The organism is Streptomyces sp. NPDC056224 (assembly GCF_042267665.1).
In the GTDB taxonomy this organism is placed as follows: Bacteria; Actinomycetota; Actinomycetes; order Streptomycetales; family Streptomycetaceae; genus Streptomyces.
The window spans coordinates 342,971-366,353 of record NZ_JBHJTK010000001.1; the positions used below are offsets into that span (position 1 = coordinate 342,971).

At 72.5% G+C, this 23,383-nt stretch carries 26 protein-coding genes; 18 read left to right on the forward strand and 8 right to left on the reverse strand.

The annotated features are described in order from the left end of the window. Window positions 1-26: 26 nt before the first annotated feature. The 3 genes from ACFCZ1_RS01575 to ACFCZ1_RS01585 all read left to right on the forward strand — a co-directional run bounded on the left by ACFCZ1_RS01575 (window position 27) and on the right by ACFCZ1_RS01585 (window position 2,627). The gene (locus ACFCZ1_RS01575; protein ID WP_376676290.1) at window positions 27-1,388 is read left to right on the forward strand and encodes an FAD-dependent oxidoreductase; all 1,362 of its coding nucleotides are present in this window, start codon (window positions 27-29) and stop codon (window positions 1,386-1,388) included. 180 nt (window positions 1,389-1,568) lie between these two features. Continuing rightward, complete coding sequence (locus ACFCZ1_RS01580) at window positions 1,569-1,721, forward strand: hypothetical protein (protein WP_376676291.1); 153 nt, start codon at window positions 1,569-1,571, stop codon at window positions 1,719-1,721. A 243-nt stretch (window positions 1,722-1,964) separates the two neighbouring features. Next, entirely contained in the window at window positions 1,965-2,627 is a 663-nt protein-coding gene (locus tag ACFCZ1_RS01585; protein WP_376676292.1) for an NADPH-dependent F420 reductase, read from the forward strand. A 128-nt stretch (window positions 2,628-2,755) separates the two neighbouring features. Here ACFCZ1_RS01585 and ACFCZ1_RS01590 read toward each other — a convergent pair whose 3' ends face one another. Beyond that, window positions 2,756-3,283, reverse strand: a complete 528-nt coding sequence (locus tag ACFCZ1_RS01590; RefSeq protein WP_376676293.1) for a DinB family protein — start codon at window positions 3,281-3,283, stop codon at window positions 2,756-2,758. A gap of 51 nt (window positions 3,284-3,334) precedes the next feature. Beyond that, complete coding sequence (locus ACFCZ1_RS01595; RefSeq protein WP_376676294.1) at window positions 3,335-4,861, reverse strand: MFS transporter; 1,527 nt, start codon at window positions 4,859-4,861, stop codon at window positions 3,335-3,337. Between the two features lie 145 nt (window positions 4,862-5,006). Here ACFCZ1_RS01595 and ACFCZ1_RS01600 point away from each other — a divergent pair, with 145 nt between their 5' ends. From ACFCZ1_RS01600 to ACFCZ1_RS01610, 3 genes are all read left to right on the forward strand, one after another. After that, window positions 5,007-5,450, forward strand: coding sequence for a MarR family winged helix-turn-helix transcriptional regulator (locus ACFCZ1_RS01600; protein ID WP_376676295.1), 444 nt, complete (start codon window positions 5,007-5,009; stop codon window positions 5,448-5,450). 66 nt (window positions 5,451-5,516) lie between these two features. After that, a complete protein-coding gene (locus ACFCZ1_RS01605; RefSeq protein ID WP_376676296.1) occupies window positions 5,517-5,888 on the forward strand; it encodes a DUF4180 domain-containing protein in 372 nt (123 codons plus the stop codon). Further along, a complete protein-coding gene (locus ACFCZ1_RS01610; RefSeq protein WP_376676297.1) occupies window positions 5,885-6,496 on the forward strand; it encodes a HutD family protein in 612 nt (203 codons plus the stop codon). Before ACFCZ1_RS01605 ends, ACFCZ1_RS01610 begins: the two co-directional genes overlap by 4 nt. Window positions 6,497-6,517: 21 nt before the next feature. On the opposite strand, the gene ACFCZ1_RS01615 is transcribed toward ACFCZ1_RS01610, so the two are convergent. Then, on the reverse strand, window positions 6,518-8,317 hold the full coding sequence (locus tag ACFCZ1_RS01615) for a galactose oxidase-like domain-containing protein (RefSeq protein WP_376676298.1): 1,800 nt from the start codon (window positions 8,315-8,317) through the stop codon (window positions 6,518-6,520). A gap of 176 nt (window positions 8,318-8,493) precedes the next feature. Here ACFCZ1_RS01615 and ACFCZ1_RS01620 point away from each other — a divergent pair, with 176 nt between their 5' ends. Beyond that, on the forward strand, window positions 8,494-9,174 hold the full coding sequence (locus ACFCZ1_RS01620) for a DUF4360 domain-containing protein (protein ID WP_376676299.1): 681 nt from the start codon (window positions 8,494-8,496) through the stop codon (window positions 9,172-9,174). 63 nt (window positions 9,175-9,237) lie between these two features. On the opposite strand, the gene ACFCZ1_RS01625 is transcribed toward ACFCZ1_RS01620, so the two are convergent. The 3 genes from ACFCZ1_RS01625 to ACFCZ1_RS01635 all read right to left on the reverse strand — a co-directional run bounded on the left by ACFCZ1_RS01625 (window position 9,238) and on the right by ACFCZ1_RS01635 (window position 12,521). Beyond that, entirely contained in the window at window positions 9,238-10,305 is a 1,068-nt protein-coding gene (locus ACFCZ1_RS01625; RefSeq protein WP_376676300.1) for a LacI family DNA-binding transcriptional regulator, read from the reverse strand. Window positions 10,306-10,453: 148 nt separating this feature from the next. Beyond that, window positions 10,454-11,911 (reverse strand): glycoside hydrolase family 16 protein, encoded by a 1,458-nt coding sequence (locus ACFCZ1_RS01630; RefSeq protein ID WP_376676301.1) that lies wholly within the window; start codon window positions 11,909-11,911, stop codon window positions 10,454-10,456. Between the two features lie 361 nt (window positions 11,912-12,272). Next, entirely contained in the window at window positions 12,273-12,521 is a 249-nt protein-coding gene (locus ACFCZ1_RS01635) for a hypothetical protein (RefSeq protein WP_376676302.1), read from the reverse strand. 278 nt (window positions 12,522-12,799) lie between these two features. Between ACFCZ1_RS01635 and ACFCZ1_RS01640 the strand changes: the two genes are divergently transcribed. Beyond that, window positions 12,800-13,015, forward strand: coding sequence for an acyl-CoA carboxylase subunit epsilon (locus tag ACFCZ1_RS01640; protein ID WP_376676303.1), 216 nt, complete (start codon window positions 12,800-12,802; stop codon window positions 13,013-13,015). Window positions 13,016-13,065: 50 nt separating this feature from the next. Here the strand turns inward: ACFCZ1_RS01640 and ACFCZ1_RS01645 are convergent, their stop codons facing one another. After that, entirely contained in the window at window positions 13,066-14,697 is a 1,632-nt protein-coding gene (locus ACFCZ1_RS01645) for an FAD-dependent oxidoreductase (RefSeq protein WP_376676304.1), read from the reverse strand. A gap of 275 nt (window positions 14,698-14,972) precedes the next feature. On the opposite strand from ACFCZ1_RS01645, the gene ACFCZ1_RS01650 reads away from it, so the two are divergent. From ACFCZ1_RS01650 to ACFCZ1_RS01695, 10 genes are all read left to right on the forward strand, one after another. Further along, window positions 14,973-16,070, forward strand: coding sequence for a SchA/CurD-like domain-containing protein (locus ACFCZ1_RS01650; RefSeq protein ID WP_376676305.1), 1,098 nt, complete (start codon window positions 14,973-14,975; stop codon window positions 16,068-16,070). Window positions 16,071-16,141: 71 nt separating this feature from the next. After that, window positions 16,142-16,585, forward strand: a complete 444-nt coding sequence (locus ACFCZ1_RS01655) for a cupin domain-containing protein (RefSeq protein ID WP_376676306.1) — start codon at window positions 16,142-16,144, stop codon at window positions 16,583-16,585. Further along, entirely contained in the window at window positions 16,582-17,853 is a 1,272-nt protein-coding gene (locus tag ACFCZ1_RS01660) for a beta-ketoacyl-[acyl-carrier-protein] synthase family protein (RefSeq protein ID WP_376676307.1), read from the forward strand. Before ACFCZ1_RS01655 ends, ACFCZ1_RS01660 begins: the two co-directional genes overlap by 4 nt. Then, window positions 17,850-19,091 (forward strand): beta-ketoacyl synthase N-terminal-like domain-containing protein, encoded by a 1,242-nt coding sequence (locus ACFCZ1_RS01665; RefSeq protein ID WP_376676308.1) that lies wholly within the window; start codon window positions 17,850-17,852, stop codon window positions 19,089-19,091. Before ACFCZ1_RS01660 ends, ACFCZ1_RS01665 begins: the two co-directional genes overlap by 4 nt. A gap of 41 nt (window positions 19,092-19,132) precedes the next feature. After that, window positions 19,133-19,387 carry an acyl carrier protein gene (locus tag ACFCZ1_RS01670; protein WP_376676309.1) on the forward strand — a complete coding sequence of 85 codons (255 nt, stop codon included), beginning with the start codon at window positions 19,133-19,135 and terminating at the stop codon, window positions 19,385-19,387. Window position 19,388: 1 nt separating this feature from the next. Further along, window positions 19,389-19,868: an SRPBCC family protein gene (locus ACFCZ1_RS01675; protein ID WP_376676310.1), complete on the forward strand. Its 480-nt coding sequence runs from the start codon at window positions 19,389-19,391 to the stop codon at window positions 19,866-19,868. 32 nt (window positions 19,869-19,900) lie between these two features. After that, entirely contained in the window at window positions 19,901-20,233 is a 333-nt protein-coding gene (locus tag ACFCZ1_RS01680; protein WP_376676311.1) for a TcmI family type II polyketide cyclase, read from the forward strand. A gap of 263 nt (window positions 20,234-20,496) precedes the next feature. Then, window positions 20,497-21,129, forward strand: coding sequence for an NADPH-dependent FMN reductase (locus ACFCZ1_RS01685; protein WP_376676758.1), 633 nt, complete (start codon window positions 20,497-20,499; stop codon window positions 21,127-21,129). A 64-nt stretch (window positions 21,130-21,193) separates the two neighbouring features. Further along, on the forward strand, window positions 21,194-22,111 hold the full coding sequence (locus tag ACFCZ1_RS01690; protein ID WP_376676312.1) for a MurR/RpiR family transcriptional regulator: 918 nt from the start codon (window positions 21,194-21,196) through the stop codon (window positions 22,109-22,111). A gap of 321 nt (window positions 22,112-22,432) precedes the next feature. Beyond that, entirely contained in the window at window positions 22,433-22,819 is a 387-nt protein-coding gene (locus ACFCZ1_RS01695; RefSeq protein ID WP_376676759.1) for a hypothetical protein, read from the forward strand. A 47-nt stretch (window positions 22,820-22,866) separates the two neighbouring features. Here the strand turns inward: ACFCZ1_RS01695 and ACFCZ1_RS01700 are convergent, their stop codons facing one another. Continuing rightward, window positions 22,867-23,241, reverse strand: coding sequence for a toxin Doc (locus ACFCZ1_RS01700; protein WP_376676313.1), 375 nt, complete (start codon window positions 23,239-23,241; stop codon window positions 22,867-22,869). Window positions 23,242-23,383: the final 142 nt, after the last annotated feature.

The following is a 23,383-nucleotide window of genomic DNA, read 5'->3' on the forward strand; positions in this document are numbered from 1 at the left end:
GCCGTCGCTCGAAGGGAACCATTGCCATGCCTCGCCCTCTGCGAGTAGCGATCGTCGGTGCCGGCCCCGCCGGGATCTACGCCGCCGACGCGCTGCTCAAGTCCGAGGCTGCCGTCGAGCCCGGTGTCTCCATAGACCTCTTCGAGAGGATGCCCGCGCCCTTCGGCCTGATCCGCTACGGCGTGGCCCCCGACCACCCGCGGATCAAGGGCATCATCACGGCCCTCCACCAGGTGCTCGACAAGCCGCAGGTCCGCCTCTTCGGGAACGTCGACTACCCGAACGACATCGGCCTCGACGAGCTGCACTCCTTCTACGACGCCGTGATCTTCTCCACCGGTGCCACGGCGGACCGCGCCCTCACCGTCCCGGGCGTCGAGCTCGACGGCTCCTACGGCGCCGCCGACTTCGTCTCCTGGTACGACGGCCACCCGGACGTCCCGCGCACCTGGCCGCTGGAGGCGGAGAAGGTCGCCGTGCTCGGCGTCGGAAACGTCGCCCTCGACGTCGCGCGCATCCTGGCCAAGACGGCCGACGAGCTGCTCCCGACCGAGATCCCGCCGAACGTCTACGACGGCCTCAAGGCCAACAAGGCCCTCGAAGTGCACGTCTTCGGGCGCCGGGGCCCGGCCCAGGCCAAGTTCAGCCCCATGGAGCTGCGGGAGCTGGACCACTCGCCCACCATCGAGGTCATCGTCAACCCCGAGGACATCGACTACGACGAGGGCTCGATCGCGACCCGCCGTTCCAACAAGCAGGCCGACATGGTCGCCAAGACCCTGGAGAACTGGGCGATCCGGGACACCGGCGACCGGCCGCACAAGCTGTTCCTGCACTTCTTCGAGTCGCCCACCGAGGTGCTCGGCGAGGACGGCAGGGTGGTCGGGCTGCGCACCGAGCGCACCGAGCTCGATGGCACCGGCAACGTCAAGGGCACGGGGCGGTTCACCGACTGGGACGTCCAGTCCGTGTACCGGGCCGTCGGCTACCTCTCCGACGAACTGCCCAAGCTCCCCTGGGACGTCGAGTCGGGCACCGTCCCGGACGAGGGCGGCCGCGTGATCGAGGCCGGCGGCCACCTGCCGTCGACGTACGTGACCGGGTGGATCCGGCGCGGTCCGGTCGGCCTGATCGGCCACACCAAGGGCGACGCGAACGAGACCGTCGCGAACCTGCTGGCCGACCACGCCGACGGCCGTCTGCTCACCCCCGCCGCGCCCGCGCCGGAGGCCGTCGAGGCCTTCCTCGCCGAGCGCGGCGTCCGCTGGACGACGTGGGAGGGCTGGCACCGGCTGGACGCGGCCGAGAAGGCCCTCGGGGAGCCGCAGGGCCGCGAGCGCGTGAAGATCGTCGAGCGCGAGGACATGCTGAAGGCCAGCGGAGCCTAGGAGCGGCGGGAGCGGCACTGGCGCGGATGAGGGGGCCGGGACCCGGACGGGGTCCCGGCCCCCTCGCGCACGCCGGCCGGTCCCGGACGGACACGATCTTCCGGGTGACCGGCTACGCGGGGCAGCCGCCCGAGGTGTCTCGGACGCCGACGGCGCTCGGCCCGCACGCGGACCGTCGTCGTGTCGCCGCCCCGCGGCGGCCTCACCGCGGCGCTGGTCGTGCCCGTCCTGCTGCGGGAGGTGACCTTCCGCCGGAGCGGCACGTTCTGCGCGCGGAGCACGCCGTCCGCGTGGTTCGTCCCCTCCCGCCGCCTCGGCTCCGCCCGGAGCTGAGCGGCCGCCCCGACGGGTGCGGCCCCGGGTCCCACCGGTTCTCGGCATACGAGAAATGGCCGGAAAGTCGCGCCGATGGGCGTGCCGGGCATGCAGTACGGGCCGCCGGGCTCCCTCCGGCCCGCGCACGACGGCCCGATCACGCCGCTCGTCCGGGGAATGGGCGCCACCCGGTGGAATGCCCTGCCGATCGCGGGAGTTCGCACCGACGCGAGACCTGATCCCGTATGCACTGGAGAGCTCATGAAGATCGGCATCATCGGCGCGGGCAACATCGGCGGCAACCTCACCCGTCGCCTCACGGCGCTCGGACACGACGTGTCCGTGGCGAACTCGCGCGGACCCGAAACCCTGACCGCCCTCGCCGAGGAGACCGGCGCCACCCCCGTCACCGTCGCCGAAGCGGCGCGCGGCGCCGAGATCGTCGTGGTCACCATCCCCTTCAAGAACGTGCCGGACCTGCCCTCCGGCCTCTTCGACGAGGCCGCCGACGGCTTCACCGTCATCGACACCGGCAACTACTACCCCCAGCAGCGCGACGGCCGGATCGCCGGGGTCGAGGACGAGGGCCTCACCGAGAGCCGCTGGACCGAGCGGGCGCTCGGCCACCGGGTGATCAAGGCCTTCAACGGCACCTACGCCCAGGACATCCTCGACCGGCACCGCCCCGCGGGCGACCCGGAGCGGATCGCGCTGCCGGTCGCGGGCGACGACGAGACGGGGAAGAAGGCCGTCCGCGCCCTCATCGAGGAACTCGGCTTCGACACCGTCGACGCCGGCGGCCTCGACGACTCCTGGCGCCAGCAGCCCGACACTCCCGTCTACGGTCTCCGGGAAGGCGTCGAGGGCGTCACCAAGGCCCTCGCCGAAGCCTCTGCGGAACGCGGGCCGTCCTTCCGCGGCTGACGGCCGCGCCGCCCGGCGCGGACCCGGCGCGGACCCGGCCTGCGGCGCCGCCCTCCCGTGGCTACGAGGCCGGGCCCCGCGCCGGGCACCGCCCCCCGGCGACCGGGATCGGGTGAGGTGCGGTGGCGTCACGGGGGCGGGGCTGTCCAGGTCCGCTCCAGCAGGCCCCGTACGAAGGCGGCCTGGCCCGCGTGCTGGAGATCGTCGCCCAGCACGCTGACCAGGCGCACGCCCAGGGTGACCGGCGGGTCCCACCGCTCGTCCACCACCCGGTCCAGGTCCGCGGCGGCGAGCTGTCGGACGAACCGCAGGGTCTGCTCGTGGACCGCGTCGTGGTACCCCAGCAGCAGCTCGCCGGAGTCGACCTCGACCGATCCGGCCTGCCGGGCTGTGTGCCCGTAGCCGGTCGACCCGGCGGGCAGGGAGAGTGCGAACCGGGCCGCCCAGTCCTGTGACTGCCAGACCTGACCGAGATCCGCGGCGTCCGCCACGTGGTCGTCCTGGATCCGGGTGAGGTGCCAGACGAGCCAGGTGATCGAATTGGCCGCCGGGTCGACGCGCGCGTTGAGCCGCTCAGCCGGGAGCCCTTCGACGACTTCGTGCACGATCTCCCGGATGCGTCCGAATCCGTCGGCGATGACGTCCGTAGCCTTCATCCACCCACCATGCGGGGCGCCGCGGCCCGCACGGTGAGTGCGACACGCGGGTCAGCGGGCGGCGTCGGCCTTCTCCGCCGCCACCGGCTCCTCTGAACCGGCCGGGGCCGTGGCCGGGGTCGCGGCAGCAGCAGCGGTCACGGTCCCGTGCCCGCCCCGCAGGCCGAACCGGCTGATGACCGCGACCAGGGCGAAGGCCGCGGCGCCGATCCCGAAGGTGAGGGTGAACCCGGACTCGGCGGGCAGCGCGGGGACGCCCGCGGGCAGGTGCTCGATGGTCTTGGACGCCAGGATGGTGGTCACGATGGCGCTGCCGATCGCACTGCCCGTGGAGCGGGAGATCGAGTTGATGCCGTTGGCGATGCCGCTCTGGTGGTGCGGCACACTGGCCATGATCACGGCGGGCATGGCCGCGTAGCCGAAGCTGACGGCCGCGCCGACGATCAGGCCCGCGCCGATCACCGAGGCGCTGTGCTGGTGGTCCAGTGCGAGCCAGCCGAAGCCGGCGGCGCCGAGCGCGGCGGCCAGGCCCAGCGCCACGCGCGGACCGCGGTGGCGGACCAGCTGGCCGCCGACGGGCGAGGCGAGCAGCGAGACGATCGCCCCGGGCAGCAGGAACTGCACGGAGGCGCGCAGGATCGACGCGTCGAAGCCGTAGCCGGTGAGGGCCTTCGGCATCTGGACGAGGTACGAGACGCCCAGGAAGTTCGCGAACATGCCGAAGCCGACGAGGATGCCGGCCAGGTTGGCCATCAGCACCGGACGGTGGACGAACATCCGCATGTCCACGAGGGGCTCGCGCACCTTGCGCTCGACGAGCACCCAGACGGCGGTCATGACGGCGGCGCCGGCGAAGCTGCCCAGGGTACGGGCGGAGGCCCAGCCCCACTCGTGGCCCTGGGAGATCGGCAGCAGGAGCAGCAGCAGTGCGATGCCGAGGGTCAGCGCGCCGAGGAAGTCGGTGCGCCCGCCGGTCTTGTGGCGGGTCGCGGGGACCAGGAAGACGACCGCGAGCAGGGCGAGGGCCGCGAAGCCGGTCGCCATCCAGAAGGCATTGCGGTAGTCCGCGCCGGACCCGGAGGTGAGCAGCCCGGTGGCGACGAGTGCGAGGCCGCTGCCGAACGCGAGCGTGCCGCTGACCAGTGCCATGGCGCCGGGCAGCTTCTGCGGCCGGACCTCCTCGCGCAGGACGGAGAGGGCCAGCGGGAAGATCGCCGTGGCGGCGCCCTGGAGCACCCGGCCCAGGATGAGCAGCGGCAGCGAGGTGGCCAGCGCGGCGATCACGGAGCCGACGACCATGACGCCGAGTACGGCCACCAGGGTGGGCTTCTTGCCGTGCTGGTCGCCGAAGCGGCCGAGGAGCGGGGTGAAGACGGCCGCCGACAGCAGGGTGGCGGTGGTCACCCAGCTCACGTTGGCCGTCGAGGTGCCGAGGTCGTTGCGGATCAGACCGAGGATCGGGACCGGCAGGGTCTGCATCATCGACACGACCATGGCGGCGAGGCTCAGGGCGAAGACGATGACCGTCTCGTTCCGTCGCCCGGCGGCCGGGACGGCGGCGGGGGAGGGGGTGCTCATGGCTGGCAGGACCTTCTTCGGGCGTCAGAGCTTCAGGGTGCAGATGTTTTATGTCATCAAGTAACTCCGGTGACGGTAGACGTCAATAGTTAAGGTGGTCAAGTAAACAATTGATAATGTCAATCATCCTGAGTACGCTCCAGGTATGAGCGACACCGCCGCCTACACCGCCCCCACCAAGCTCCAGCTGCTGGAACTGCTCGCCGCCATCGGTACCGCCCAGTGGCGCGATTTCGCCGCCGCCGCGGCCCGCTACGGCCTCACCTCCACCCAGGCCCGGGTGCTCGCCCAGCTCGACGGCCCCGTGCCGATGCGCGGCCTCGCCACCCTGCTGGTGTGCGATGCGTCGAACGTGACCGGCATCGTCGACCGCCTGGAGGCCCGCGAGCTGGTCCGCCGCGAGCCGGCCCCCACCGACCGTCGCGTCAAGAACGTGGTGGCCACCGACGCCGGCCGGGAGATCATCCGCCGGGTGCGCGAGGAGATGCAGGCGACGCACAGCGCGCTGGACACCCTCGACGCGTCCGAGAGCGCGACGCTCTACGCCCTCCTGGAACGCCTGCGTCCCAGGATGGAGAAGGACGCCTGAGCGGCGCCCGCGCCCGCGCCCTCGTCGCGTCGACGTCGTGCGCGTCCGGAACTAAGGTCGACCTCCATGAGTTCCCTGCAGACGATCAACGACGTGCCCGTCCTGGTGTACGAGGCCGAGGGCGGGACCATCGCGAGTGAACGCGAAGCCCTGGACTGCATCGGTGACGCCGGCTACCAGGGCGCCCGGTGGGTCGTGATCCCCTCCGCGCGGTTCGACGAGTCGTTCTTCCGGCTGAGCACCCGCCTCGCCGGCGAGATCATCCAGAAGTTCGTCCAGTACCGGATGGGGATCGTCGTCCTCGGCGACATCACCCCCCACACGGCGGCCAGCCCTGCGCTGCGGGACTTCGTCCGCGAGTGCAACCGCGGGCACCAGACCTGGTTCCTCGCCGACCTCGGGGAACTGCGGGAGCGGCTGACCGGGCCCGTGGCATGAGCGACCGTACGAGCGGCCGTACGGGCGACCGGACGGGCGGCGGCGCTGAGGTCCGGATCCTGCGGGCGGCCGACCGGACCGCCACCGTGTGGAAGAACGGCGGAGGAGTCACCCGCGAGATCGCCGTCCGGCCCGAGGGCGCGGGCATGGACGACTTCGTGTGGCGGGCGAGCCTTGCCGAAGTCGGCTCCGACGGCCCCTTCTCGGCCTTCCCCGGGATCGAGCGCACCCTCACCCTCGCCGAGGGCGCGGGCATGGCCCTCACCGTCGGAGGGGTGCGCCGCCTCGTCGACGAGCGGTACGCGCCCCAGGACTTCGCCGGGGACGAGCCGACCGACTGCCACCTCCTCGACGGCCCCGTCGTGAACTTCAACGTGATGTACCGCAGGGGCGCCGCGGCGGTGGAGACCGCCGTCGTACGCGGCCGGCTCACCCTCGCCGCCCCGCCGGACGAGACCCTGCTGGTGGTGGCCCTGGAGGGGACGGCGGTGCTCGACGCGGACGGCCGGGCCGTCGCGCTGGACCCGTACGACGCGGTTCTCGCGCAGGGCCCCTTCACCGGCCTCGTCCGGACCGGCGGGCGCGCGGCGGTGGTGCGCCTGCGGTAGGCCGCGCCCCGCGCCGGGCGGTCAGCGGACGCCCAGCTTGACCCACTTCGCCGTGCTGGGGACGCCCTTCGCGTCGAGCAGGAACAGCATGTAGTACCCGGGCGGCGCGTCGGCCGCGGTCGGCGGCGTCCGGAGCCCGACCCTGGTGCCGCGGACGCCGGTGAGCCGGAGCTCCAGGTGGCGCTGGCTGGTGTTCACCGAATGGGTGACGGTCGTCGGCGCCAGCAGCACGGCGCGCGCGACCGCCTTCGGCGTCGAACTCACGACCTCGAAGTCCTTGTCGTGGCCCAGCTCGCCCGCCGGTGCCCGGTCCAGGGCCGGCCGGGGGCCCCGGTGCAGGTAGGCGGGCTCGTAGAGCTCGATGCTGCCGTCCATCCCGTCCGTGATGTCGGGGTCGTTGGCGATCTGCTGGAGCTCGTCCCCGGTGACCATCATGCGGCCGTCCGGCATGACCAGGGCGTTGGAGTGGTAGCCGCGGGGCAGTCGCTGGGCCGGGCCGAGCCGCCAGTGGCCGCGTGCGTCGCGCAGCTCGATCTGCCGGTACTTCAGGTCCGCCTTCGGGTTGAACGGCCCGTTGCCGTAGTCCCGTGTGTCGAGGGCGCCGTTGACGGTGAGCAGCGTGCCGTCCGGCAGGATCAGGGTGTCGTCCTGCGTGCGGCCGAAGGCCCGTGGCTCCTCGGTGCTCCAGCGGCGGCCGGAGAGCCGGTACGTGTGCGGGTCGCGCGGGTCGCCGCCGAGTACCAGGACGGAGTCCGGACCGCGGAAACCGGCCGGCAGCGGCACGGCCGATCCGTACCCCCGGAAGTCGGCGGGTCGTCGCGGCAGGTCCGTACGGACCTCCTTGGCCGGGTCGAACAGCCACTGCTGGTCGGCGTCGCGGCCCAGTCCGTAGATCATCCCGTCGCGGAGCGAGAACAGGTGCGGATAGTCGTTGCGGAACGGGGCGTCCGAGCGCAGCCGCTGCGAGGCGAGGCCCACCGGGATGTCGAACGGGCGCCAGGGCACGGGGTGGCGCAGTGCCGGGAAGCGCTCGACCACCGGGGTGGGTGTGCCCGTACCGCGCTCGGACTGCCCGGACATGATGATCTGGCGGCCGTCCGCCCCGGTGACGACCGAGGGGTACCAACGGCCCACGGACATGTCCCGGTTGCGGAACCAGGTTTCGGTCCACGGGTCGAACACGAAGGACAGCTTGGCGCCGCTGCCGCCCTTGCCGCCGACGTTGCCGCCGAACACGCCCACCATCCCGTTGGGCAGGAAGGCGTGTCCGGCGCAGAAGAAGGGCGCCGGGCGCGGGGCGTAGGTGCCGTCGGGCATCAGGACGACGGGCGGCGCCACCTTCTTGAAGGCCCGCGCCCCCGTGCCCCCGGCCGGATCCCAGAGGTAGGCGCGGCCCGCGTTCGTCCGGCCGACCGTGTTCGTGGGCCCGGTCTCCTTGGTGGGATCGGCCTCCACGCGCTCGAAGGAGAAGAGCAGCACCTTGCCCGTCGGCAGCAGGGCCGTGTGGACGCCGAAGTCGGGCGAGGGGAAGAACTCGGCGAACCGGCCGGACTCCGCCGCCGCGAAGCCCGCGTTTGTCGCGCGCTGGGACTCCTGGAGGGTGGCCAGGCTCGCCGTGCGCTTCGACTGCGGGTAGCCCCGGGTGTCCTTGGCCGCCTCGCGCAGTCGCGCGTGCGCGCGGGCGTGGTCCTCGCCGATCACGGCGGCCTCGTCCGGCTTCGGCTCCGGGGCGGGGGACACCGCTGTGACGGCGAAGGTGGCGGCAACCACCCACGCCGACAAGAAGGCGGAACGGCGGGCACGGGACACGAGGCTCCTCATTGACCCGACATTAGGAGAAATCGGGTGAATCGCACCGAGGCGGCTCGACATTGAGCCGATCATCCGTCCGTTATGACCTGAATTATCGTTTTTTCGGTGAACCGTTGAGGCCATAGAGGTGAGTCCCCGTACCCGTCGTCCGCCCGGAACGCCCGGGGACCACTATCCATGTCCACGTGATCAAGTCGCTCCGTACCGGATTCACCGCAGCCGCCGTGACCGCGGCTCTCGTCGCGCTCTCCCCCTCGGCCGGGGCCTTTGCCCCGGCTCCCGCAGGCAAGGCTCCCGCAGGCAAGGCTCCTACCGACCGGGTGACCGTGGACGTCGCCTCCGTCAACGGGTCGGGCTGCCGTCCGGGCAGCGCCGCCGTCGCCGTCTCGGCCGACAACTCGGCCTTCACCGTCACCTACAGCGAGTACCTGGCGCAGGCCGGCGGTGGCGCCTCCGCCGTCGAAGGCCGCAAGAACTGTCTCCTCTCCCTCGTCGTCCACGTCCCCCAGGGCTACACCTACGCCGTGGCTCAGGTCGACTACCGGGGCTTCGGCAGCCTCCAGGAGGGCGCGATCGGAACGCAGAAGGCCAGCTACTACTTCCAGGGCATGAGCCAGACCGCCCAGCGCACCCACAAGTTCAACGGCGCGTTCGAGGACAACTGGCAGGCCACCGACACCACGGGCGTCCAGGCCCTGGTCTTCGCCCCCTGCGGCGAACAGCGCAACTTCAACATCAACACCGAGCTGCGCGCCGAGGTCGGAACCTCCGACCCGTCACAGACCAGCTTCATGGCGCTCGACTCGACCGACGGCAGCATCAACAGCGTCTACCACTTCTCCTGGAAGCAGTGCCCGGTGCGCTGACCCCACGGCCGCACCCACCCTCAGCCGCACGGGCCGGGGCCCGCCCCCGCGGGTTCCGGCCCCTCAGGCCGAATCGCGCCGCACCAGCACGGTGTCGGTGATCACCGGGCCGGCCACGCTGCCCTGGCCCCCGTTCCCGTCCCCGTTCCCGTTCCCGTTCCCGTCCAGCGTTTCCAGCAGCAGCCGCGCCATCAGCCGTCCCATCCCCTCGATGTCCTGGCGCACGGTCGTCAGCGGCGGATCGGCGCTCTCCGCGACCAGCTCGGCGTCGTCGAACCCGACCACCGCCACGTCCGCCGGAACGCTGCGGCCGCGCTCCCGCAGCACCCGCAGCGCGCCCGTCGCCATCAGGTCGTTCGCGGCGAACACGGCGTCGATCCCGGCCCGGCGGTCCAGCAGTTCGGCCATGGCGCGGGCCCCGCCCGCCACGGTGAAGTCGCCCTCGGCGACCAGCGCGGGATCGGCGTCCGGCAGCACGTCCCGGTAGCCGCTCAGCCGGTCGGCCGCCGAGGTCTGGTCGAGCGGACCGGCGATGTGCGCGATCCGCTCGCGCCGCCGCGCCAGCAGGTACCGTACGGCCTCGCGCGCGCCCCCGCGGTTGTCCGCGTCGACGTACGCCACGCCGCCGGCCTCCTCGGGCCCGGAGACCCAGCCCGGCCTGCCGCCGTAGACCGTGGGCACGCCGATCCGGCGGGTGATCTCGGGCAGCGGATCGTCGGTGTGCAGCGAGAAGGCGAGCGCGCCGTCGACGTGGCCGCCCGCCAGATAGCGCTCGATGCGGTCGTAGTCGCCGCGGTCCTCCACCAGCAGCAGTACCAACTGCATGTCGTGCGCGGTCAGTTCCTTGCTGATGCCGCGCACCTGGCGGGAGAAGAAGGGGTCGGAGAAGATCCGGATCTCCGGCTCGGCGATGATCACCGCCACGGCGCCGGTGCGCCGGGTGACCAGGGTGCGGGCCGCATGGTTGGGTACGTAGCCCAGCTCCCGGATGGCCCCGCGGACCCGGTCCGCCAGGTGGGCGCGGACCCCGTCGCCGCCGTTGACCACACGCGACGCGGTGGCCCGGGACACCCCGGCGCGCGCCGCCACCGCCTCCAGGGTGGGGCGGTCCGCGGGACGCTGTTCGGGCACGGGTGCTCCTCCTGGGTGTCCGCGGGCCGGTCGCCTCGCCGGGCAGCAGGGTAACCCGTGCCGCCGGGAGCCCGAGCGGGGTTCCGGCGGCACGGGTTCATTACCGGCCGATGCCGAGGGGTCGGCCCGGTCGGCGCGAACCGGGCCCTCAGTGACCGAAGTCGAACCAGTTGACGTTCACGAAGTCGGCGCCCTGGCCGCTGGTGAAGGTCAGGTAGACGTCGTGCGTGCCCGTGACGCCGCTGATGTTCGCCGGCACGGTCCGCCAGCTCTGCCAGCCGCCGGTGTTCGCGACGGAGAAGCTGCCGATCGGAGGGCCGGTGCGGCTGTCGAGCCGTACCTCCACGAGACCGCTGACCCCGCCGGCCGCGCCGGAGGCGACGCGTCCGTAGAACTGCCGCGCGGCCGTCGGGCCGAAGCTGACGCCCTTGTAGAGGGCCCAGTCGCCGTTGCCGAGCGTGGTGAGGTCCTGGCCGCCGCCGACGTCCGTGGTGGTTTCCTTCGCCACGCCCGCCTGGGAGTCGTACGACTCGGCCTGGATCGCGGAGTACGCGTCGCGGTCGCCGGCCGGCGGGGTGGTGGGAGGGGTCGTCGGAGGAGTCGTGGGGGGTGTGGTGGGCGGGGTCGTGGGCGGGGTGGTGGGCGGGGTGGTGGCGCCGGCCGAGCTGAGGACGGACACGTAGTCGACGACCATGGGGTGGCCGGGCACGGTTCCCGCGTCCGGTCCGCCCCCGAAGGCCGCGGGGAACTCGCCGCCCATGGCGACGTTCAGGATGATGAAGTAGCCGTGGTTCGTGGCGTTCGTCCAGGTGGTGGCGTCCACCTGATCGGCGCGTACCGTATGGAAGTTGATCCCGTCGACGTAGAAGCGCATCTGCTCGACCGCCGTCGAGCGGTCCCACTCCACGGCGTACGTGTGGAAGCCGCCCTGGCAGCTGGTGCCGGGGCATACCTGCTGGCCGCCGATGCCCGACTTCTCGTTGCAGGGACCGCCCGGGCTGGTGCCGCAGTGCATGGTGGCCCACACGTTGTTGATGCCCTGGACGTTCTCCAGGATGTCGAGCTCACCGACGCCGGGCCAGTTCCACCAGTTGCCCCGGTAGGGCGCGCCGAGCATCCAGAACGCAGGCCAATAGCCCTTGGCCGCCGGGCCGGTGACGTTCGGCATCTGGATGCGGGCTTCGGTGCGCAGCGTGCCGCCCGCCGGGGGCTGGAAGTCCGAGCGCCGGGTCTCGACGCGGCCGGAGGTCCAGTTGCCGGCCGCGTCCCGCCTCGGGGTGATGCGCAGGTGGCCCGCTCCGTCGAGGGAGACGTTCGCGGGATCGGCGGTCATCGTCTCGATCTCGCCGGTGCCGAAGCCCCCGGGCCCGCCGGGGTAGCTCGTGCCGGTCGTGTACTGCCAGTCGGCGGTGTTGACGCCGGAGCCCGCGGCCCCGTCGAAGTCGTCCAGGAACACTTGCGACCAGCCGGCGGGGGTGGGCGGAGCCGCGGCGCCGGCGGGGAGGACGACCGCCGCCGAGGCGGCCGCGACGACTGCGATCGTGCTGAGCACGGCCAGGACGGCCCGCCGGGCCGTGTGCCGTTCCCTGTCTGACATCTGACGCATGGGTGCCCTCTCTGAGGCGCCGTGAGGCGCGGTGCGGGGGGAGGAGCCGACGGAGCTCACCGGCTTGAGAGCGCTCTCAAGCGGCGCCGCTGCACACTGTGCTCCCCGCCGGTTCGGGCGTCAAGACATTGAGCCCGCACAGGACTTGGGGCCGGGTGGAGTTCAACCAGTGAACGCTCGATCGGTCAATGGACGCTGGGCGCGTGGGCGCGTGGGCGCGTGGGCGCTCGGGCGCTCGGGCGCCCGGAGGCGCGGGTGCCCGGGCGCGCGGAGGTTTCGGACGCTCGGGCGGCGCGTCCGCGAGGCCCGGCGGATCCGGCCGTGACGACCGGAATCACCCGTGAGGCCCAACGCGCCGCTCTCAGTCCGGCGGACCGAGGACCTCCAGCGCGCCGGGCAGGTCGTGGACGGCGGCAGCCCTCCCGGTGAGCGGCAGCAGCCCGGAGAGCGGACACAGCCCGGGCATCTCGTGGTCGACCTCCCACTCGCCGACGGCACTCCCGCGGCCCTTGCGGCCGTCGGTGGTGCACACGGCGTACAGGCGGCCGGCGCAACCCCGGCAGAGCAGGGCCTCGCGGCCGGTCACGGCCGGACCGCCGGTGACGGACACGACCCCCACGGCCGCGCCGGGGCCGCGGGGGAGCGTCGTCGGCCGGGCCGGTCCGACGTGCCGGATCCGCCGCGCACTTGTAGCGTCGGTCGCGTCAGGAGTCCTGGTGACCCGACAGGAGTCCGCCGGCCGGTGCGCGACCGCTGGGTACGCGGAAGCGGAAAACGCCTCATGGGCGCGCCGGGCCATCCGAGCGCAGCCCGCGCCGGCGTCGGGACGGCCCGCCCCCCGCGCCGCGACAGGGCGCCCGCGCCGCCCCCGTACGAGAGGCCGTGCCGATGCCGAACGATGCCCCGATATCGAGTCTGCTCCGTGTCGAGAAGGGCCTGGCCGCCCCCGAGGAACTGGCCGCGATCACGGTCGTGGTCGCCTGCTGCGCGAGCCGCACCGTCCGCGCCCGCGACGCGGTGGAGGGCGCCCGGCGCGAAACCGGCCGCCGCCGCCCCGCCCGGCCGCCCGCCGGCTGCTGGGCTGGCTGCTGGGCCTGCCGCTGAAGCCCGTCCGCCGGCCGCGCGCACGGCCGGCGGACAGGGGAGTGAAGTGGTCACCTCCGGCGCAGCACCGTGGAGAGGACCTCGAACAGCGTCTCCCGCGGATCGGCCACGGCGCCGTCCGAGCGCCAGGCCACGAACCCGTCCGGGCGTACGAGCACCGCGCCCCCGGCCTCCATTCCGTGGACCTCGGCCCAGTCGGCGCCCGTCTCCGGGATCAGGTCGGCGTCCGGCCCGGAGCCGATGGTGTAGGCGTCCAGCCGCGCCGGCATCTGCCGGGCCACCTGCTGCGCGGCCTCCCGCCACGGCGTGCCCGCGCCGCTGAGGAGCACGAAGGAGCGCTCGTACAGGTCGAGCGTGGAGATCCGCTCACCGTTCCGGGCGAGCCACATGTGCGGTGCCCGGGTGCCGGTGTCACCCATCAGGCGCAGTGCCTCGGGGATGACCGGGCGCTGCGGATCGCCGCCGACGACCGCGCCGCGCGGGTAGCAGTAGCCCATCGCCGTGGTGAGGACCCCGCTGCCCGGTCCGCCGCCCATGGTGGGCGGCGGCGCGTACCCCGGGTGGCTGTGCTCCGCCGAACGGGCCGAGGCCCGCTCGCTCGTGGCCTTGGCCACCGGCAGCCGCTCGGTCTCGTAGGTGTCCAGGAGCCCGATGCCCGCCGACCCGTCCAGCACCGCGGCGATCTTCCACACCAGGTTGTGCGCGTCCTGGATGCCCGTGTTGGACCCGAAGGCGCCGGTGGGGGACATCTCGTGCGCCGCGTCCCCGGCCAGGAACACCCGGCCGGACGAATACCGCGTCGCCACCCGTTCGGCCGCGTGCCAGGGAGCCTTGCCGCCGATCTCCACATCCAGGTCGGGGACGCCGATCGCGTTGCGGATCTGCTCGACGCACCGCTCGTCGGTGAAGTCCTCCAGCGTCTCGCCGTGCTCCGGGTGCCAGGGCGCGTGGAAGACCCACTGCGTCGCGTTGTCCACCGGCAGCAGCGCCCCGTCGGCGCCCTCGCGCATCAGGTAGCAGACGATGAAGCGCAGATCGCCCAGCACCTCGGCGAGTCGCTCCGAGCGGAAGGTGACGCTCACGTTGTGGAACAGCTCGCCGTTACCCGTCTGGGGGATCCGCAGCTGTTCCCGTACGGGGCTGCGCGGGCCGTCCGCGGCGATCAGGAAGTCGGCGCGCACGGTGCGGTGCTCGCCCGTCCGGTGGTCCTTCACCACGGCGGTCACACCCGTCGCGTCCTGGTCGAAGGTCATCAGCTCGGAGGAGAAAAGGATCTCGGCTCCCTGCGCGCGGCTCTGCTCCGCCAGCACGGGCTCGATGTTGTTCTGGCTGCACAGGCACCAGCCGGTCGGGCTGAACTTGCGCAGTGCCCCCGACGGGTCGACGGACTTGACCAGCCACGTGTGGTCGCCGCCGATCAGCGACCGGGCCTGCAGAATGCCCTGAACGCCCTCCAGCGCGGACGCCGCCCGGCGGATCGCGCGTTCCGCCCCCGCCGTGCGGAAGAGCTCCATGGTCCGGGCGTTGATGCCACGGCCGCGCGGGTGCGCGGAGGTGTCGGAGTGCTTCTCGACCAGAAGGTGCCTCACTCCGTGGCGGCTCAGGAAAAGCGAGGTGGACAGGCCCACGAGGGAGCCGCCCACGACGAGAACCGGTACGCGAACATCGGCGTTGTCTTCCATCAGCTGCGGGCTCCTGTTTTCTGTGTGGGGGAGTGCACTCTTTATGCCCCCGATCGTTGATCAGGCCCGGTTGATTCGCCGCTTGTCACCCGCTTGATCCGGACATGTAGCGATACGTCCCCACCCGGATGACGATGAGCGAGAGCGGCTCCCCCTGAGATGCGCCGGCCTGCCGTTCCCGAGCGAGACGGCCGCGGGCCCGGGCGGACGCCACCGGTGACGGACGAGGGGTCCGTACGCGATGGATCTCCACCCCCTCATGAAGGAGTGAGTAGATGACAACCACCCAGTCCGATCGGGTGTCGCAGTCAGCCTTCGACGGCTCCATGATCCGGGTCGTCCTTCTGATGGACCTCCACGAGGGGACCCAGCAGCGGTTCTTCGAGGCGTACGAACAGCTCCGCAGCGACATCGCGTCGGTCCCGGGCCACATCAGCGACCAGCTGTGCCAGTCCTTCGAGAACCCCTCGCAGTGGCTCATCACCAGCGAGTGGGAGAGCGCGACGCAGTACCTCGCATGGGTCAACAGCGAGCACCACGCCGAACAGGTCAAGCCGCTCGGCGCCTGCGCCCGCGTCATGCGCCCGCTCAAGTTCACCGTCCTGCGCGAGACGGGCCGGGGCTACGACCAGGCCTCCCGCCCGGCGACCGCCCGGCTGCAGCCGGTGCCCCGCCTCGGCGCCGGCATCGTCCGCCACGCCCTGACCTTCACCGTCAGGCCGGGCAGCGAGAAGGAGGTCGCGTCCATCCTGTCCAGCTACGCGTCCCCGGCCGCCCGCGTCGACGACCACACCCGGCTGTGCCGCACGTCCCTCTTCATGCACGGCAACCGCGTCGTCCGCACGGTCGAGGTCAAGGGCGACCTGATGGCGGCCCTGCGGCACGTCTCCGAGCAGCCCGAGGTGCGCGCCGTCGAAGAGGCCATCAACCCGTACCTGGAGCAGGACCGGAACCTCAACGACCCGGAGTCCGCCCGGATGTTCTTCATGCGGGCCGCGCTCCCGGCCGTCCACCACATCGAGGCCGGGGAACCGGACACCGCCGACATCACGCGCCACGCGCTGTTCTACCCGGCCAAGCCCGGCTGCGGCCAGGCACTGGCCCGCTTCCTGGCCCTCCAGGACGAGGCCGCCGCGAACCAGGCGGACGGCCCCGTGCGGAGCAGCAGCATCTTCCAGCGCGACGACATCGTGGTGCGCCTCATCGACGTGCGCGGCCCGCTCGACGCCGCTCCGGAGGCCGTCCTCGGGGTGCGCGGCGCCCGCAAGGCCGCCGTGCTGGACCGCCTGACGGTCGCCGCCGGCAGGCGGACCGGCGCCGCCCGCCACACCATGAACCTGATCACCGACCGCCGGGCAGCCGCGCAGTCCTGACCCTCACCCCGCCCCCCGTCCCAGCCCGTCTCAGCCCGTCCAGGCTCGCCATACGCCAGGAGGAACCCGCCATGACCAGACAGCGTCCACGCATCGTCGACCTCAGCGAGACGCCGCCCAACCGCCGGCGCGGCGGCGACCTGAGGGCCGTGCTCACCCCGACCTCGGTGGGTTCCACCAGCGGCTTCATGGGCATGGCGATCATGGCCCCCGGCGAGTCCATCGCCGAGCACTACCACCCGTACTCCGAGGAGTTCGTGTACGTGGTCGCCGGCCGGCTGGAGGTCGACCTCGACGGCGAGGCCCACCCGCTGCGCACCGACCAGGGACTGCTCGTCCCGCTCAACATGCGCCATCGGTTCCGGAACATCGGCGACACCGAGGCCCGCATGGTTTTCCACCTCGGCCCGCTCGCCCCGCGCCCCGAACTGGGCCACGTCGACACCGAGGAAGCCCCGCACCCGGAGGGCACCGCCTGGGAGCAGCCCCCGGACCGCACGGGAGCGGTCTCGTGACCCGCCGCCGGGTGGCGGTCACCGGAGTCGGCGTCGTCGCGCCCGGCGGGATCGGCGTGTCCGCCTTCTGGGACCTGCTGTCCAACGGCCGTACGGCGACCCGCGGCATCACCCTCTTCGACCCGGACGGCTTCCGCTCCCGGATAGCCGCGGAGGTCGACTTCGACCCCGCCGCGCACGGCCTCGACGACAGCGAGGCGGCCCGGGCGGACCGGTACATCCAGTTCGCCCTTGTCGCCGCCCGCGAGGCCCTGCTCGACGCCGGACTCGACCTCACCACGGACGACGCCTGGCGCACCGGCGTCTCACTCGGCACCGCAGTCGGCGGGACCACCCGCCTGGAGCACGACTACGTCGCCGTGAGCCAGCACGGTGCCTGGTGGGACGTGGACGAGAAGCTCGCCGGACCCCACCTGCACCGGGCGTTCACGCCCGCCACCCTCGCCTCCGCGGTCGCGGAGCAGACGGGGGCGCGCGGCCCGGTGCAGACCGTGTCCACCGGCTGCACCTCGGGGCTCGACGCCGTCGGGTACGCCGTCCACTCCATCGCGGAGGGCCGGATGGACGTGTGCATCGCCGGGGCCTCGGACTCGCCCATATCGCCGATCACCGTGGCCTGCTTCGACGCCATCAAGGCGACCTCGCCGAACAACGAGGACCCGGGTCACGCGTCCCGGCCGTTCGACGCCGACCGGGACGGTTTCGTCCTCGGCGAGGGCGGCGCCGTCCTCGTACTCGAAGAGCTGGAACACGCCCGCGCCCGCGGTGCGACCGTCTACTGCGAGATCGGCGGCTACGCCACCTTCGGCAACGCCCACCACATGACCGGGCTCACCTCCGAGGGGCTGGAGATGGCCCGGGCCATCCGAACCGCCCTGGACCAGGCCCGGATATCCCCGTCCGACGTCGACTACGTCAACGCGCACGGATCCGGTACCAAGCAGAACGACCGCCACGAGACGGCGGCCGTCAAGCGGGTCCTGGGCGACCACGCCTACAAGACGCCGATGACCTCCATCAAGTCGATGGTCGGTCACTCCCTCGGCGCCATCGGGGCGATCGAACTGGCGGCCTGCGTGCTCGCCATGACCCACCAGGTGGTACCGCCGACGGCGAACTACGAGACGCCGGACCCCGAGTGCGACCTGGACTACGTGCCCCGCACGGCACGCGGCCGCAAGCTGCGCAACGTGCTCTCGGTCGGCAGCGGCTTCGGCGGATTCCAGTCCGCCGTCGTCATGACCCGGCCGGAGGAGGAGGTCTCGTGACCACCCGTACGGTCATCACGGGCATCGGGGTCGTCGCGCCCAACGGCGTCGGCGCCGACGCCTTCTGGAAGGCGACCCAGTCCGGGCTCAGCGTGCTGGACCGCGTGACCCGGGCGGGGTGCGAGCACCTCCCGCTGCGCGTCGCCGGCGAGGTACGGGGCTTCGACCCCGGCGCGATGGTCGAGGACCGGTTCCTCGTCCAGACCGACCGCTTCACCCACCACGCCCTCGCCGCGGCCGATCTGGCCCTGGAGGACGCCCGGCTCGGCCGGGCCGACTACGAGGCCGACCCGTTTTCGGTGGGCGTGGTCACGGCGGCCGGGTCCGGCGGCGGCGAGTTCGGCCAGCGCGAGCTGCAACGGCTCTGGGACCAGGGACCCCGCTACGTGGGCCCGTACCAGTCCATCGCCTGGTTCTACGCCGCCAGCACCGGCCAGATCTCCATCCGCCGCGGCCTCAAAGGCCCGTGCGGGGTCGTCGCCAGCGACGAGGCGGGCGGTCTGGATGCCTTCGCGCACGCCGCCCGGGCGATCCGTCAGGGCAGCCGGGCGATGCTCGTCGGAGCCACCGAGGCGCCCCTCGCCCCGTACTCCATCGTCTGCCAGCTGGAGTACGAGGGCCTGAGCACCCAGGACGAACCCGAGCGGGCCTACCGGCCGTTCACCGCCAAGGCCTGCGGGTACGTCCCCGCGGAGGGCGGCGCGATGTTCCTCGTCGAGGACGAGACCGCGGCCCTGCGCAGGGGCGCCACCGTACGCGCCGTGCTGGCCGGCCACGCCGCCACCTTCACCGGGACCCGGCGGCCGGACGACGCCGGCGAAGGGCTGGCCCACGCGATCCGGGGCGCGCTGCGGGAGGCCGGCTGCGCCCCCGAGGAGATCGACGTGGTCTTCGCCGACGCCCTCGGCACGCCGCGGGCCGACGCGGCCGAGGCGGCGGCCATCGCCGCGGCCCTCGGCAGACACGGGCGCGAGGTGCCGGTCACGGCGCCCAAGACCGGTACGGGCAGGGCGTACTGCGCGGCGCCCGCCCTGGACACGGCCGCGGCGGCCCTGGCGCTGGAGCACGGCATCGTGCCGCCCACGCCGAACGTCTTCGACGTGTGCCACGACCTCGACGTGGTGACGGGCACCGCGCGCTCCGTGGACCTGCGCACCGCGCTCGTGCTGAGCCGGGGCCGGATGGGCTCGAACTCCGCGCTCGTGCTGCGCAAGGGTCCGGCCGCCCCCACGTCGTGAAACGGGACCCGCGTCCCCGCGCAGGAAGAGAGAGGAGCCACATGTCCGACCGACTGACCCTGGAGGAGCTGGCGGCGCTGATGAAGACCGCCGGCATCACCGTCGACCCCGCCGAGATGGCGCGTCGACCGGACTCCGCCTTCGACGACTACGGCCTGGACTCGCTGGGACTGCTGGGCGTCGTCGGCGAGCTGGAGAGCCGGCGCGGCCGGGCACTGCCCACCGACGCCGACCGCTGCAAGACCCCCGGGGAATTCCTCGACCTCGTCAACCACAGCCTCATGACAGGAGCCTGACATGCCGGGACACACCGAGAACGAGATCACCGTCAACGCGCCCGTGGACGTCGTCTGGGAGATGACCAACGACCTCCCCAACTGGCCGCACCTGTTCAGCGAGTACGCCTCGCTGGAGATCCTGGAGCAGAAGGGGGACACCACCCGCTTCCGCCTGACCATGCACCCCGACGAGAACGGAAAGGTGTGGAGCTGGGTCTCGGAGCGGACCGTGGACCGCAAGGGCCTCTCGGTCCGTGCGCGGCGCGTGGAGACCGGCCCGTTCGCCCACATGGACATCCACTGGCAGTACTTCGCCGTCCCGGGCGGCACCCGGATGAAGTGGACGCAGGACTTCGCGATGAAGCCGGACGCGCCGGTCGACGACGCGTGGATGACCGACAACATCAACCGCAACTCGCCCATCCAGATGGCGCTCATCCGGGACAAGATCGAGCAGCGCGAGCGGGAGAACCGCACCCCCGCCGTCAGCCGCATCTGAACCCGTCCCCGAGTCGAGAGGATCACCGACGGATGCACCGCGCTCTCATCGTCGCCCGCATGGCGCCGGGTTCGGCCCCCGACATCGCCGAGCTCTTCGCAGGCTCGGACGCGGGTGAACTGCCGCACCTGGTCGGCGTCACGCGCCGCAGCCTGTTCCAGTTCGGCGACGTGTACATGCACCTGATCGAGTCGGACCGGCCGCCGGGTCCCGCGATCGCGCAGGTCACCGACCACCCGGAGTTCCGGGAGCTCAGCGAGCGGCTCACCGCCTACATCAGCCCGCACAACCCGGACACGTGGCGCAGTCCGAAGGATGCGATGGCCCACGAGTTCTACCGCTGGGAGAACCCCGCCGCGAAGTGACCCGAGCGGCCGGACGGGACCCGCACACCGGCGTGTGCGGGTCCCGCCGCGTGCGGCCCCACCCCACCTCACCCCACCCCACCCCACCCCACCCCACCCCACCCCACCCCGTCCCGGACCGCCCGCACGTCCCGTGACCCGGGAGACCGCCCGTACATCCCGTGACCCGAGAGCAGGAGACGGCAATGAACCCGACCGACCAGGACCACTTCCCGGTGGATCCGGCCCGCCCGCACGTGGGCGCCCGGCCCGCCCGTACCTCCCTGCGCGTGCTGGTGCTGTCCGGGTCCTCGCGTACCGGATCGGTCAACGCCCGCCTGGCCGCCCTCGTCGCCCGTCTGGTGGCCGGGGCCGGGGCCGTGGCGGACCTCACGACGCTCGGCGAGTTCCCCATGCCGCCGTACGACGGCGACGCGGAGGCCGGCGAGGGGCTGCCGAAGGGCGCGCTGGCCCTGTGCGAGCGGATCGGGGCGGCGCAGGCGCTGGTGATCGCCTCGCCCGAGTACAACGCCTCCGTCCCGGGTGTGGTGAAGAACGCCATCGACTGGGTTTCCCGGGTCCGCCCGCAGCCCTTCAAGGACAAGCAGTCCCTGCTGGTCTCGGCCTCGCCGTCGATGGTCGGAGGCAACCGGGGCCTGTGGGCCCTGCGCGTCCCGCTGGAGCACCTCGGCGCCCGGGTCTACCCGGACATGTTCAGCCTGGCCATGGCCCACCAGGCCTTCGACGAGGACGGCGCGCTCACCGACCGGGGCCTCGGCGAGCGGCTGACGGCGACGACCGGCTCCTTCCTCGACCTCGTCGAGGCGGACACCCGCTACCTGTGCCTGCAGCGCCGCTGGTACGAGTTCCTCGGCGACCGCACGGACGCGCCGGTGACCGCCCGCGCCCAGGACTGATCATCAACGACCACAGGGCGTGAGCTATGTTTGAACGCGAGTGACATGAGAAGGAGGCCCTCCGGTGTCATCGGGGCAGCAGGCACGCGCGCAGGCGGCCGCGATCAAGCCGAGCGGCCAGTCGCCGGAGGAGGTCCGCCCCCCGGCCGACCGGCTCCTCGCGCTCTTCGACGGCCGACGCCTGTCCCCTGGCCAGCGCCGGATCGCCCAGTACCTGATCGATCACCTCACCGAGGCCGCCTTCCTGTCGATCACCGAACTCGCCGAACGGGTCGGCGTCAGCCAGCCCTCCGTGACCCGCTTCGCGGCCTCCCTCGGTTTCAGCGGCTACCCCGCCCTGCGCGACGTGCTCCAGCCGATCGCCCTGAGCGCGGTGGCCGGGGCCCCGGACACCCGTGAGCAGATCCGCCGCAACGAACTGCAGGCGGCCGTCGACGCCGAGATCGAGAACCTGGAAAACGTGCGGCGGCTGCTCGCCGACACCAACCAGGTGCTCGACATCGGCCGCGAACTGGCGAAGTCGGTGCCCCTGACCGTCCTCGGACTGCGCATCTCGGTCTCCCTGGCCGAGTACTTCGCCTACGCGGCCCGGCGCATCCACCCCGACGTACGCCTGGTGACCCGCGGCGGCAGCGTCGCCTACGACGCGCTGCTCCAGTCCAAGGCGGCCGGCGGGACCTGGGTCCTCGCCTTCGCCATGCCGCGGCACGCCAAGGAGACCCTGGCCGCCATCCGGGCCGCCCGCAGCACGGGGCTGCGGGTCGTCCTGATCACCGATCCCACCCTGGGGCCGCTCGTGGACGAGGCGGACGTGGCCCTGACGGCGGCGACCGGGTCGCGGCTGGTGTTCGACTCGTACGCTGCCCCCGGCATGCTGTCCGCCGCACTGCTTCAAGCCATGGCCGACGCGGACACCGAGCGTACGCAGGCGCGTCTGGAGGGTTACGAGCAGGTCGCCGACCAGCACGGATTCTTCCTCTAGGGGCCGATCGAGACGGGTTGCCGCCGTGCTGACCGGGGGGATATTCAGACAGCGAGGTGCATGAAATTTTTCATGCGCTTGCGTACTCGACGGTATATATGTTTACTGACGGCGGCGCTCCGGATCCACCAGATGCCAAGGAGGAGGACCCCCTCCTGAACGGACGCGCGGCACGACGAACCTCCTCACGTCGCGACCGCACGTGGAGTCAAGGCTTTCGGATCCCGATGAGCGCCCATGGCGGCCTCGGTCAACCCCTGGGCCGAGGCCGCCCCACACACCATCTCGATCAGAGTTCGACACCACTCGGAAGTGACGAGAATGCCCCAGACGGCCACCATTACGCGCAGCCCGGACTGGCCCCTGCAGGTCAAGGCCCCCGGGACCCATGACTGGGAACGCACGGCGACGCGCTGGCTGCGGGATCTGCTTCCGGCCCGCTACGGCGGCTATCTCACGCTGACCCGTCACCACGCGCTGCTGGGCCGGCACGTCCAGCTCCAGCTCCAGCACGAGATGCGCGCGGTGCGGGCGGCCCTGCAGACCAGTCGCGCCGAGCTGCCCACACTGGGCGTGGCCGAGTCGGTCATCGAGAACACGATCAGGATGTACGCCGTGGAGCTGGAGCAGCTCGGGCGCCTGGCCCGCGGCGCGCGACTTGTCTCCGACGCCCTCCTCGTGGGCACCCCCGCCCAGCGCAGGCGCTGACCGGCCGGAGCGCGTCCCATGGGTCCCCCCAGGGGCCGGACGGGGCCCTACGCCGGCTGCCAGGAGCGCAGGCGGGCGGCTACGTCGAAGACGGTGACGCGGAGCCCGCGGATGTCCGTGATGAGGTCACGCCACTGCTCGTAGGAGGCCTCCACCGCCTTGCCGGACGCCTCGATGTAGGCGACGGCGACGCCGTAGCCGAAGTACTCGTTGGAGTCGGGAAGCGGGCGGAGCAGGACGATCGCGTCGAGGAGGGCGGCCGCGCGCCAGTAGGCGTCGGGGTCGCCCGCGTCCAGGCTGGGTGTGTTCACCCGGTGCCGGGCGACGGCGGCGACCAGCGCGGAGTGGTCGGCCACCGCCACGTCCTTGAACAGTGACTCCTGCCGCTCCAGCAGCCAGCGGTGATCGATGTGCAGTTCCACGCGTCCGAGTATCCCCGTCCGGGCGCCGGACGGGGGGACGTTCGCGAAGCGCGTGGTCGCATACATGCACCCACGCCGCCCGGCGCCGGGGGAGCCGGGCGGCGCGCATGCCGCGGACCGGGGTGGCGGTCCGGTGGCTACG